Below are 12,320 nucleotides of genomic sequence, written 5' to 3'. Positions count from 1 at the left end.
CACTCCTACAGGGATTTGTGTACCCTGCGTGTTTGTATCGGCAGGGAATAGGCATTTGATGCGGTACGGCTTTTCGATTTTGATCACGGCGCTGCTGCTCGCTGCTTGCGGGCGGCATGACGCGCCCGCCCTCGATCAGCAACTCTACGTCTGGCAACGCCAATGGACGTCCGCCCATGAGCTCGCGCTGAAAGACAGCCGCAACGACTTTTCGACCTTGCGCGTGCTGGCCTTGCAGGCATTCCCCAATGACGGCTGGCATAGGGCGCGAATTGATGCGCCATTGCTCAAGCACGATGGCCGGCCGTTGATCGCGGTGATCCGGCTCGACGGTCAGCTCAAGGCGCTCGATCAGCAGCAAGTCACGGCGCAGATCCTTCAGGTTGTGGCTGACTGGCAAGGGCAGGGCCTGAGCCTGAGCGGGGTCGAGATCGATCATGACGCCGGTAACGCGCGTCTGCCGGCCTATTCCGAACTCCTTGTGCATCTGCGCGGCGCCTTGCCGGCCAAGCTGGCGCTGAGCATCACTGCGTTGCCGGCGTGGCTCGACAGTTCGCAACTGCCGGCGCTGCTGGCAACTGTCGACAGCAGTGTGCTGCAGGTGCATGCGGTCAGCGATCCGCGTCGTGGTCTGTTCGACCCCGAGCAGGCGCGGCGCTGGGCCAAGGCTTGGGGGCGGGTGAGCGACAAGCCGTTTTATCTGGCGCTGCCGGCTTACGGTGTGGCGCTGTTGCCGGATGCCGATGGTGTGCCGGTGGTGGAAAGTGAAGTGCCGCTCGAGCGCGGTGGCCAGCGGCGCGAATTGCTCGCCGATCCGCAGCAGCTGAGCCGACTGGCCAAGGCGTTGCGCGAGGATCGCCCGGAACATCTGGCCGGGTTGATCTGGTTTCGTCTGCCGCTGCCCAATGATCGCCGCGCCTGGAGCCTCAGCACCTTGCGCGCTGTGGCCCGTGGCGATGCGTTGAGCAGCCGGCTCGGCCTGACGTTCAGCGACCACGATGGTGTGCAAGACATCGCCCTGCGCAATGTCGGAAACCTCGACAGTGCCTGGCCCACGCGCATCACCGTCAAGGCCAGTGCGTGCGAAGGCGCCGATGCGCTTGCCGGTTACTCGTTGCAACAGAGCGCGGATCTGCTTACCTTCACCCGCCTGCGCGACGGTCGTCTGCCGGCGGGTGGACAACGCGCCATCGGTTGGGCGCGCTGTGCATTTATTGATCAAGGAGGTTCGCATGTTGACCCGTAACTGGCCCCGCCATCTGCTCTGCCTGAGCCTCAGCCTGCCGCTGGGTTCGGCGCTGGCCTGCGGCCCGGACTTCCCGATGCGCCTGCTCGACAATCGCGGGCAGACCCTGGCCGATTTGCCGGAGGGCAACTTCAATTTCGAGATCAGCCGCCTGGGCAAAACCATTGCCGGGCTGAAGAACGTCACGGCGGCAACCCATAATCCGAATGACGTTTACGCCGATTCGACCGAGGTGGGCGATTTGCGTGAAAAGGCCGAGCAGGCCGGTCTGACGGCGGAGCAGCAAGCGCTGGTCAAGCAACTGCGCGGTCTGACCGATGCGCATCAGGTCGAGGCGCAGGGCGCCAGTCTGCCCGCGGAAATCCGTTTGTACGTGGCGGGGGCGGTGGCGTTTGCCACGGGCGATCATCCGCTGGCGATCGAATATTTCAACAAAGTGCTGGCGCTGCCGGCCGATCAACGCCCGCTGCGCAGTACTTGGGCGGCGTATTCCCTGGGGCGTGCCTGGTTTGCCATGAGTGCCGAGGCGAGTGATGTCATCGAAGTACTGGAGGACGCGCGTGCAGCTTTCCGTCAGGCCCGACAGATGAGCATCGATGGCTTCAGTGATCCGCTGGAACTCGGTGTGGCCAGCCTCGGTGAAGAAGCGCGGGTGCTGCGCGCCGCCGGCGACTGGGACGATGCCATCGAGCTGTATGAGGCGCAGAACCTGCACGGCTCGGCCGTGGGTTACACCTCGCTGAAACAACTGATGAATGAACTGGCCGAGCTGCCCGAGCCGGAACTGGCGAAGCTGCTGAATCGCAAGGCCGTGCAGCAACTGGTCACGGCGTCGTTGATCAGTCGCATGGGTTGGTCATTCGACGAGCAACCGCCGAACGAGAAGAAGCTTGTCAGGCTGTTGCAGAACAGCACCCGTGGCAGCCTGGAAAACGCCGATCGACTGGCGGCGATGAACTACCAACAGGGTGATTACGCCAGCGCCAAGGCCTTTCTGGAAAATGCCGGTGACGGCGGGCTGGCGTGGTGGCTGCGAGCCAAACTGGCGGTGCGTGACGGCGATAGAAATGCCGCGGCTGCCGCCTATGCCAAAGCCGCGCAGGCGTTCCCGCAGAGCGAAGACTGGGGCTACCGGCGCACCCCGGACTGGGACTTCGAAACCGTTCAGCCGAAATGCCGGGTCGAGGGTGAAAGCGCGATTCTGGCACTGCAACGCGGCGAATACCTGCAAGCGTTCGTGCAGTTGTATCGCAGCAACAATATTTACTGGTTCGACGCCGCGACGGTGGCCGAACGGGTGCTCACGGTCGATGAGCTCAAGCGCTATGTCGATGACAACGTGCCGGCACCCCCGGCACTGACTCAGCAGCAGCGCGACAACTACGAGCCGCTGCCGGTCGCCGCCAGCCTGCGTAATCTGCTGGGCCGGCGCTTGCTGCGTGAAGGGCATTACGAGGAAGCGGTCGGCTATTTCGACAATCCGGATCTGCAGCACAAGGCCCGGCTGTACGGCGAGCAACGCCTGAAGGCCGACGCTGCATGGTGGCCGACCAAACGCGCCAGCGCCTTGTATAACGCCGCCTGGACCGCGCGCGAGTGGGGCATGGACATTCTCGGCTATGAGATGGCGCCGGACTACGCCACGTTTGGCGGCAACTACAGCCTGGAAAATACCGAGCTGAAAGTCGGGCCGCTGGTGGCCGAGGCTGAAGTACAGCGCCAGAACGCCAGCCAGGCGCAGCCGGACGAGCGTTATCACTACCGCTTCGTCGCCACCGCGCTGGCCAGTCGCGCCGCCGACAATTTGCCGCATACCAGCCAGGCGTTTGCCGCGGTGCTATGTAACGCTGCGGGTTTCAACAGCAGCCTGGAGGAGCAGAGCGCGCTGTATCGGCGTTACGTCAATGAAGGTGCGTACGTGCCGTGGGCGGTGGACTTTGGCAATCAATGCCCTTACCCGGATTTCGAAAACGCCGACAAGCGTTACGTCACCCAGGTGACCGATGCCGCGCGCACGGCCATGCGGCCTTACAAATGGCCGGTACTGATCGGCGCGATCGTGCTGGGGGTCGGTGTTGCGCTGACGCTGATCAGCCGACGCCAGCGCAAGGTTCGCAAACCCTAGGCTTGCTGGATAAACGTCAGGCGCACGGCAAAGCCGATCAGCAGGCTGCCGAACAGCCATTGCTGGACGCGCTGGGCGGTTGGACTGTGTTGCAGCCAACGGCCCAGCGCCGCGCCGGTCAGGGCATAAGCGCTGTCGAACAGCAGCCCGACGCCCACCAGCAACACGCCGAGGGTGGCGAATTGGCTCAGCACCGGTGAGCTGTCATTGACGATGAATTGCGGCAGCAGCACCGAGCAGAACAGCAACGCCTTGGGATTGAGCAGATTGGTCAGCAGGCCACGGCGAATCGCTTCGCGCCATTGCCCCTGGCTGTCAGTCACGGCAGCCGTATTCAGGTTCGGCAGCAAGCTGCTGCGCAGGCATTGAATGCCGATCCACAGCAGATAAGCCGCACCGGCCAGACGCACCACGTCAAACGTCCACGGCGCCGCCTTGAACAGCGTTGCCAGGCCCAGCGCCGCCAATGCCACGTGGCAGCCCCGGGCAAGCGCCAGACCGACGGCAGTCGCCAGCGCCGCACCGCGACCCTGACGGGCGCCGGTTTGCAGCAGCAGGATCATGTCCGGGCCGGGCAACAGGAAGACCACCGTCAATGCCAGAAAAAACATCCAGATACTCGCCATGTTGCCGCCCTTTCGTTGTCGATTCGGTGAGCCAAGTCTATGGCGCAAGGGTGGGGCAGGTGCTTGCGAAGTCAGCTTCAAAAAGCGTCGTGATTGGCATAACCTGCTTTCTTTTTGCGCCTTGACCAGCAGGATCTGCCAAACATGAAACTCGACGCTTTTGATCGCAAGATTCTCGCCGCCCTGCAGCGCAACGGACGGCTGAGCAACGTCGAGCTGGCGGACGAGATCGGCCTGTCGGCGTCACCGTGCCTGCGCCGGGTGCGGATGCTGGAGGAGGCCGGGGTGATTCGTGGCTATCAGGCTAACCTTGATCGCGACGAAGTGGGGCTGGGCCTGACGGTGTTTGTCGGGGTCAAGGTCGAGCGCCACAACGATGAGCAGGCTGAAGCCTTTTATGCGGCGGTCACGGCACTGCCGGAGGTGATCTCGGCGTTTCTGGTGTCGGGGGAGTCGGATTTTCTGTTGCAGGTGGTGGTACCGGATTTGCGCGCGTATGACCGGTTTCTCAGCGGATGCCTGCTGAAGCTGCCGGGGGTGAGCGACATTCGCAGCAACTTTGCGATTCACACGGTGAAGACCCCGGGCGCGTTGCCGTTGGGGCATCTGCCGCTGTAGAGCGGGGTTGCTCCTTTCGCGAGCAGGCTCGCTCCCACATTGGACCGCGATCGAATGTGGGAGCGAGCCTGCTCGCGAAGAGGTTGCCGATCGACGGTTACATCTGCGTTGCCATCCCCTCGACATTCATCGCCGCCTGACGCAGCGCCTCGGAGCGGGTCGGGTGCGGATGGCAGGTCAGTGCGATGTCTTCGGCCGAGGCACTGAATTCCATGGCCACGCAGTATTCACCGATCATTTCGCTGACGCTCGGGCCGACCAGGTGCACGCCGAGGATTTCGTCGGTGCGTTCGTCGGCAAGGACCTTGGCGAAGCCCTCGGTCTCGTGGTTGATCTTCGCCCGGCTGTTGGCGGTGAACGGGAACTTGCCGACTTTGTAAGCGCGTCCTTCGGCCTTGAGCTGCTCTTCGGTCTTGCCGACGCTGGCCAGTTCCGGGCGGGTGTAGATGACGTTGGGAATCAGGTCGTAGTTGACCTCGCCGGCCTTGCCGACGATTTGTTCCACGCAGGCCATCGCTTCGTCTTCGGCCTTGTGCGCGAGCATCGGCCCAGAGGTCACGTCACCGATCACCCACACGCCCGGCGCCTCGGTGCGGTGCTGGCGGTTGGCGAGCATGCCGCGCTTGTCGGTGCTCAGGCCGACGTTCTCCAGGCCCAGGCCTTTGGTGTATGGGCGCCGGCCGATCGCGACCAGCACGTAGTCGGCTTCCAGTAATTCGGCGCTGCCACCGGCGGCGGGTTCAACGCTCAGCTGTACGCCGTTGGCCGAAGGGGTGGCGCCGGTGACCTTGGCACTCAACTTGAAGCTGATGCCTTGCTTGCTCAGCGAACGCTGCAGGGTTTTGCCGGCCTCGCCATCAACACCCGGGCAGATGCGGTCGAGGTATTCGATCACGGTCACCTGGGCACCGAGACGCCGCCAGACCGAACCCAGTTCCAGGCCGATCACCCCGGCACCAATCACCACCAGATGCTTGGGCACTTCACTCAGCGACAGCGCGCCGGTGGAGTCCAGGATGCGCTGGTTGTCGATCTCGACGCCGGGCAGGGGCGTGGGTTCGGAGCCGGTAGCGATGATGATGTCCTTGGCGCTCAGCTCGGTCTTGTTGCCTTGATCGTCGGTTACCGTGACTCTGCCCGGGCCATCGATATGGCCCCAGCCCTTAATCCAGTCGACCTTGTTCTTGCGAAACAGAAACTCGATGCCTTTGGTCAGGCCGTCCACGCTCTGGTCTTTCTGGTTCATCATTTGCGCGAGGTTGAGCGTGGGTTTGACCTCGATGCCGAGGTTGGCGAATTCCGCACCCATGGCCGCGTCGTACAGCTCCGAGGCGTGCAGCAAGGCCTTGGATGGCATGCAACCGACGTTCAGGCAGGTGCCGCCGAGCGTGGCGCGACCTTCCACGCAAGCCGCCTTCAGGCCCAACTGGCCGGCACGGATCGCCGCGTTATAACCACCGGGGCCGCCGCCCAGAATCACCACGTCGTAATTGCTCATGCTGTTACTCCTGGTTGGGAATACGGATTGCTGAAAAGACTAAACGAATAAAATTACGAACGTAATATGTGCGTTTCCGGACATTTCGGTCAAGGCTTCAGGCAAGCGACAGGTTGCGCATCTTTAGATAAAGGGCATTTGTGTACGAATATTTCACGCTTTTCGTTATATCGTAACGATTAGACCGGTGAACCAATGGCTTTGGGGTGATATGCAAGTCGATCTGGATGACGATGGCACGCAAGTGACCGGGTTGCCGCGCTTTCAGCAAGCGGCCACACAAGGGCGCCGCTTGCGTCGTCTGGCCATCGGCCTCGGCGGATTGGCCGGGGCAGGGTGGGTGCTGGCGTTGTTTGTCGAGCTGTTTGCCGCGCAATCGATCTGGCCGGCGTTGCTGGTGAATCTGGGCGCTGCCTTATTGGTGCTGGTCGCCGGCCTGCAGTCGGCATGGTGGGTGACGCAATGGCGCGCGCGGGTCATGCACCCAGTGGCACAGCAACCGCTGAATGAGGTTGAGCAAACCGCACCTGACGGCTGGTACGAACGGTTGCTGGAGCGTCTGAGTCAGCGCGGCCTGCACCTGCTCGGTCAGATCGGCGCGGCCACGCTGTGGCTGGGCGGCTGGTCAGTGCTGGCGGTGCTCGGCATCGAGCAGGTGTGGAATCTGACGTTGCCGGCTGCTGCAGTCGGATTGTCGGCCACGGTGGGTGCAGCGCTGATGTTGCTGTTGGGTTTCGGCTTGCTGGTGCTGGAGCGGCAACTGGCTCAGGAAAACCCGGCGCAATGGCCGGAAGCCGGATCCCTCGCGCAACTGGCGCGGGTGGCGATCATCAGTCTGGTGCTGGGCGCGTTGTGCCTGTTGTTCGCCAGCGAGGCTTCGGTGTGGCCGGTGCGCGTTGCGGTATTGATCGGGATCTTGCCGGGACTGGTCGCGATCGAGTTGCTATTGCGCGCAGTGCTGTCGATATTCAGCCCTCGTCGGGAACAGCTCGAACCGACCCTGCTGGCGCGCAGCTTTGTCGCCGATATGCTGCGTTGGCCACCGCAGCCGTTGCTCGCCTTGCAGCACGAATTGCACAACCGTTTCGGCATCGATCTGCGCCAGATCTGGGCGTTCAGCTACATGCGCCGGGCCTTTCTGCCGGTGCTGGCGCTGGTCGCCGCCGTCGGTTGGCTGCTGACCGGGATTCACGAAATCCCGCTGCAAGGGCGCGGGATCTACGAGCGCTTCGGCAAACCGGTGCAAGTGTTCGGCCCCGGATTGCACGCCGGTTTGCCGTGGCCGCTGGGCCGTGTATTGAGCGTCGAGAACGGCGTGGTGCACGAGTTGGCAACCAACGTCGGCGATGCGCCTGCCCCGACCCAGGCCGAGCCCGCCGAAGGCCCGGCGCCGGTGACTGCCAACCGCTTGTGGGATGCCAGCCACGTCAACGACAAATCCCAGGTGATTGCCAGCAGCCGTGGCGATCAGCAGAGCTTTCAGATCGTCAACATGGACGTGCGCTTCGTCTATCGTATCGGCTTGCGTGATCAGGACGCCTTGGCGGCTACCTACAACAATGCCGATGTGCCGACGCTGATTCGCAGCACCGCGAGCCGGATTCTGGTGCACGATTTTGCCTCGCGCACCCTCGACGGTTTGCTCGGTGCCGACCGGGTAGGGCTGGGCGAAGAAATCGGCCACGCGGTGCAAAACGATCTGCAGCAACTCAACAGCGGCGTGGAAATTCTCGCCACCGTGGTCGAAGCGATTCACCCGCCCGCTGGTGCTGCCAATGCTTACCACAGCGTGCAAGCGGCGCAGATCGGCGCCCAGGCGTTGATCTCCCGCGAGCGCGGTGCGGCGGCCGAAGCCAGTAACCAGGCGCAGTTGCAGGCCAGCCTCGCTCGCGATCAGGCGAGTGCCAGCGCCCGTGAAATCAACGCGACGGCGCAGGCGGCAGACCTGAAGTTCAGCGCTGAACGGAAAGCCTACGCCAGCGCTGGCCAGGCATTCGTGCTCGAGCAATATCTGAGTCAGCTCAGCCTGGGCCTGAGCAAGGCCAAACTGCTGGTGCTCGACCACCGTTTAGGCGGCAGCAGTAATGCGCCGACTATCGATCTGCGTACGTTCACGCTGCCGGCTGATCCGACGCCTGCGCGCACCACCGCTCAACCAGGAGTTGCCCCTTGAGCCAGTCGCACACTCACGATTCGCATGACCACAGCGGCCACGATCACGGCCATGCCGCGCACCACCATCATCATGGGCATCATCACCATCACCACGGTGCGCCGGAAGAGGCGGGGCCGTTCCCGTGGCGGCGGATGAGCTGGGCGCTGTTGCTGGTGGCGTTCGCCGTCGCGGCGGCGAGCCTGGTGCAAGTGCGTTCGGGCGAGGCCACGGTTATCACCCGTTTCGGCAATCCGTCGCGGGTGCTGCTTGAGCCGGGTTTGAGCTGGCGCTGGCCGGCACCGTTCGAAGCGGCGATCCCGGTGGACCTGCGCCTGCGTACCACTTCCAGCGGATTGCAGGATGTCGGCACCCGCGATGGTTTGCGCATCATCGTTCAGGCTTACGTGGCGTGGCAGGTGCAGGGCGACCCGGACAATGTGCAGCGTTTCATGCGCGCGGTGCAGAACCAGCCGGACGAAGCGGCGCGGCAGATTCGCACCTTTGTCGGCTCGGCGCTGGAAACCACCGCTAGCAGTTTCGACCTGGCGGATCTGGTGAACACCGATGCCAGCAAAGTGCGTATTGCCGATTTCGAAGCGCAACTGCGTCAGCAGATCGACCAACAGTTGCTCGCCACTTACGGCGTGCGCGTGGTGCAGGTGGGTATCGAACGCCTGACCTTGCCTTCGGTCACGCTCACGGCCACGGTCGATCGGATGCGTGCCGAGCGTGAAACAATTGCCACCGAACGTACCGCCATCGGCAAGCGAGAAGCCGCGCAGATTCGTTCTGCTGCCGAGCGCGATGCGCGAATTGTCCAGGCCGATGCCACGGTGAAGGCCGCAGAAATCGAAGCGCAGTCGCGGGTCGAAGCCGCGCAAATCTATGGTCGTGCCTACGCGGGCTCACCGCAGCTGTACAACCTGCTGCGCTCGCTCGATACCCTCGGCACCATCGTGACGCCGGACACCAAACTGATCCTGCGCACCGACGCCGCACCATTCCGCGTGCTGGTGGACGGCCCGCCGAATGTTGAAAACAAATCCGGGTTGCAGCCATGAGTGATGAAGTTCCACGTGGAACACATTCGTTGAGCAGTCCGTGGATTCAGGCCGGACGCCTGGCGTTTTTTGCCTTGTATGCGGTAACGGTATTGGCGGCGTTGGCTTGGGCGTTTTCCAATGTGCGGCAGATTGATCCGCAGAATCGCGCGGTGGTTCTGCATTTCGGCGCCCTGCAGCGCATCCAGAATGCCGGGCTGTTGTTGGCCTGGCCGCAGCCTTTCGAGCAAGTGGTTTTGCTGCCGGCGGCGGATCGGGTCATCGAGCGCCGGGTGGAGAATCTGCTGCGCAGCAGTGAGGCGATCAAGGCTGATCGCGTTGCGACCTTCGCCACACCTTTGAGTGATGCGCTGGCCGGTTCCGGCTATTTGCTGACTGGCGACGCCGGCGTGGTGCAACTGGATGTGCGAGTGTTTTACAAAGTCACCGATCCCTATGACTTCGTGCTGCAGGGTGATCACGTGCTGCCGGCCCTGGATCGGCTGGTTACGCGCAGCGCTGTGACCCTGACCGCCGCACGGGATCTGGACACGATTCTGGTCGCTCGACCGGAATTGATCGGTGCCGACAATCAGGCCGCTGAACGCCGCGAACGCTTGCGCGGTGATCTGGTGCAAGGCATTAACCAGCGCTTGGCTGATTTGAAGGCGAGCGGGCAGGGCATCGGCATCGAAGTGGCGCGGGTTGACGTGCAGTCCAGTCTGCCAGACCCGGCCGTCAGCGCTTTCAATGCGGTATTGACCGCCAGCCAACAGGCTGACAAAGCCGTCGCCAACGCACGCACCGAGGCGGAAAAACTCACGCAGACGGCTAACGAGCAAGCCGACCGCAGCCTGCAAGTGGCCCATGCACAGGCCGGCGAACGCCTGGCCAAAGCGTCTGCCGACACTGCCACGGTGCTGAGTCTGGCCAAGGCTCAGCAGCAAGGCACCGACCCGCAAATGCTGTTGCGGCTGTACCGCGAACGCATGCCGAAGATCCTCGGCCAGGCCGGGTCAGTGACCACGGTCGATCCGAAAGACGATTCCCGCCTGATCATTCAGGGAGCCAGTAAATGACTGCGACCACTGCTGCACCGAGCCTGTTGTCCTCGGCCGAACAGCGCCGCGCCGCACGGCAATTGACCCTGGCGATGCTCGCCCTTGGCTTGCTCGGCCTCGGTCTGATCTGGCGTTGGCTGGTGCCGGAGCAGACCGGTGTCAGTCAGTTGCTGCTGGGCTTCGCCTCCTTATTAGTAGCGGTGCCGGTGATGCGTTCGGCGTGGTACAGCCTGCGTTATCCGAGCCTGCACGGCATCACCGATCAACTGATTGCTTTGGCAATGCTCGGTGCGTGGGCGACCGGTGATCTGCTGACGGCGGCGTTGCTGCCGATCATCATGATCTTCGGCCACGTGCTGGAAGAGCGCAGCGTGATCGGCTCGCAGGAAGCGATTCACGCCCTCGGCCAGTTGACTCGTAGTCACGCGCGCAAGATTCAGGCGGACGGCTCGATTATTGAAGTCGACAACGGCACGCTCAAATCCGGAGACACGGTGGAAGTTCGCGCCGGCGATCGGGTGCCGGCGGATGGCCGAGTGCTGTTCGGTCAGGCCAGTCTCGACACGGCGTCGATCACCGGTGAGTCGGTTCCGGTGGAAACGGCAGTGGGCATGACGGTGTTTGGCGGGGCGATCAACCTCGACGGTCTGCTGCGTATTGAGGTAACCCGCACCGGCGATCAATCGACGCTGGGCAAAGTCATCGCGCTGATGCAGAACGCCGAACGCTCGAAACCACCGATCACCCGTCTGCTTGAGCGCTATGCCGGCAGCTACATGGTGCTGGTGTTGCTGCTGGCGGCGGTGACCTGGTTTGTCACCCATGACGCGCAAGCGATGCTCGCGGTGTTGGTCGCCGCCTGTCCGTGCGCCTTGGTGCTGTCGGCCCCGGCCACGGCAATTGCCGGAGTGGCGGTGGCGGCGCGCCATGGCATCCTGATTCGCAGCTCGGCGTTCCTTGAGGAATTGGCAGATCTCACTTCACTGGTGGTCGACAAGACCGGCACCCTGACTTACGGCACCTTGCGCTTGCAGTCGATCAACAGCCTGCGTCTGGAACAGTCCGCGGTGATGGCCTTGGCGGCCAGTCTCGGCGCGGCCAGCAGTCACCCGGTCAGCCGGGCGTTGGCGGGGTTGGTCAGTCAGGACCAGAGCCTGCCGCTGACGGATATTCACGAGCGTCAGGGCCTTGGGGTCGTGGCCATGACCGCGCAGGGCGAGGCGGCGCTGGGCCGTCCCGAACTGTTCGCGCAACTGGGCATCGTCACCACCACCGTGCCCGACCATGACGGGCCGATTGCCGGGCTGGCGTTGAATGGCGAGTTTGTCGCCTGGTTGCTGTTGGCTGACAGCGTCAAACCGGAAGCGCGCTTTGCCCTCGAAGAGTTGCGTGAACTGGGTCTGGGTCGCCAATTGCTGCTGACCGGCGATCGCCAGAGTGTCGCGCAGAGCCTGGCCCGCGATGTTGGCCTGCAAGAAGTGCAAGCCCAGGCGCTGCCCGAGGACAAACTCAACCGCGTGCTCAAGGAAATCGACAACGGTTTTCGGCCGATGGTGGTGGGTGACGGCATCAATGATTCGCTGGCGCTCAAGGCCGGTGTGGTCGGTGTCGCGATGGGCGTCGGTGGGGCCGATATCGCGCTGGCCTCGGCAGATATCGTGTTGATCGGCAGTGACCTGCGCCGCCTCGGCACCTGTGTGCGGCTCAGTCGCCAGTGCCGGCGAACCTTGCAGGTCAACGTGATCATCGGTCTGGGCTGGACCTTGGCGATCGTGGTGTTCGCGGCATTCGGCTGGCTCGGCGCGGCCGGAGCGATGATCGCCGCACTGTTGCACAACCTCAGTACGTTGCTGGTGTTGGGCAATGCCGGACGGCTGCTGCGGTTTCAGGAGCCATTGCTCAAGCTCAAGGATGATCACTGAAGCGAGTTTCATCGAACTGTGCGCCGAAC

9 protein-coding genes are annotated in these 12,320 nt (G+C 63.3%); 7 read left to right on the top strand and 2 right to left on the bottom strand.

Translation table 11 applies throughout. The features are described from left to right. Window positions 1-58 precede the first annotated feature (58 nt). On the top strand, window positions 59-1,246 hold the full coding sequence (locus tag ACIOUG_RS07050; RefSeq protein WP_401063732.1) for a DUF3142 domain-containing protein: 1,188 nt from the start codon (window positions 59-61) through the stop codon (window positions 1,244-1,246). Beyond that, window positions 1,233-3,371 (top strand): hypothetical protein, encoded by a 2,139-nt coding sequence (locus ACIOUG_RS07045; RefSeq protein ID WP_401063729.1) that lies wholly within the window; start codon window positions 1,233-1,235, stop codon window positions 3,369-3,371. Before ACIOUG_RS07050 ends, ACIOUG_RS07045 begins: the two co-directional genes overlap by 14 nt. On the opposite strand, the gene ACIOUG_RS07040 is transcribed toward ACIOUG_RS07045, so the two are convergent. Next, window positions 3,368-3,997, bottom strand: coding sequence for a LysE family translocator (locus tag ACIOUG_RS07040; RefSeq protein ID WP_401063727.1), 630 nt, complete (start codon window positions 3,995-3,997; stop codon window positions 3,368-3,370). The genes ACIOUG_RS07045 and ACIOUG_RS07040 overlap by 4 nt on opposite strands. Before the next feature lie 144 nt (window positions 3,998-4,141). Between ACIOUG_RS07040 and ACIOUG_RS07035 the strand changes: the two genes are divergently transcribed. Continuing rightward, window positions 4,142-4,615, top strand: a complete 474-nt coding sequence (locus tag ACIOUG_RS07035) for an Lrp/AsnC family transcriptional regulator (protein ID WP_007960832.1) — start codon at window positions 4,142-4,144, stop codon at window positions 4,613-4,615. Window positions 4,616-4,712: 97 nt separating this feature from the next. On the opposite strand, the gene lpdA is transcribed toward ACIOUG_RS07035, so the two are convergent. Then, window positions 4,713-6,113: a dihydrolipoyl dehydrogenase gene (lpdA, locus tag ACIOUG_RS07030; protein WP_401063724.1), complete on the bottom strand. Its 1,401-nt coding sequence runs from the start codon at window positions 6,111-6,113 to the stop codon at window positions 4,713-4,715. Window positions 6,114-6,324: 211 nt separating this feature from the next. Here lpdA and hflK (ACIOUG_RS07025) point away from each other — a divergent pair, with 211 nt between their 5' ends. Genes hflK (ACIOUG_RS07025) through ACIOUG_RS07010 form a run of 4 tightly spaced genes read left to right on the top strand, consistent with a single transcriptional unit; the run spans window position 6,325 to window position 12,291 of the window. Beyond that, entirely contained in the window at window positions 6,325-8,286 is a 1,962-nt protein-coding gene (hflK, locus tag ACIOUG_RS07025; RefSeq protein WP_401063806.1) for a protease modulator HflK, read from the top strand. Further along, window positions 8,283-9,329: a protease modulator HflC gene (gene hflC, locus ACIOUG_RS07020; RefSeq protein ID WP_401063722.1), complete on the top strand. Its 1,047-nt coding sequence runs from the start codon at window positions 8,283-8,285 to the stop codon at window positions 9,327-9,329. The genes hflK (ACIOUG_RS07025) and hflC overlap by 4 nt, the downstream gene beginning before the upstream one ends. Next, complete coding sequence (gene hflK, locus ACIOUG_RS07015; RefSeq protein ID WP_401063719.1) at window positions 9,326-10,387, top strand: protease modulator HflK; 1,062 nt, start codon at window positions 9,326-9,328, stop codon at window positions 10,385-10,387. Before hflC ends, hflK (ACIOUG_RS07015) begins: the two co-directional genes overlap by 4 nt. Continuing rightward, window positions 10,384-12,291 (top strand): heavy metal translocating P-type ATPase, encoded by a 1,908-nt coding sequence (locus ACIOUG_RS07010; protein WP_401063716.1) that lies wholly within the window; start codon window positions 10,384-10,386, stop codon window positions 12,289-12,291. The genes hflK (ACIOUG_RS07015) and ACIOUG_RS07010 overlap by 4 nt, the downstream gene beginning before the upstream one ends. Window positions 12,292-12,320 lie beyond the last annotated feature (29 nt).

The sequence above is a fragment of the Pseudomonas sp. NPDC087803 genome (assembly GCF_044742995.1).
In the GTDB taxonomy this organism is placed as follows: Bacteria; Pseudomonadota; Gammaproteobacteria; order Pseudomonadales; family Pseudomonadaceae; genus Aquipseudomonas.
The sequence above is the reverse complement of the archived record's forward strand: the minus strand, read 5'-3'. Positions and strand labels throughout refer to the sequence as shown.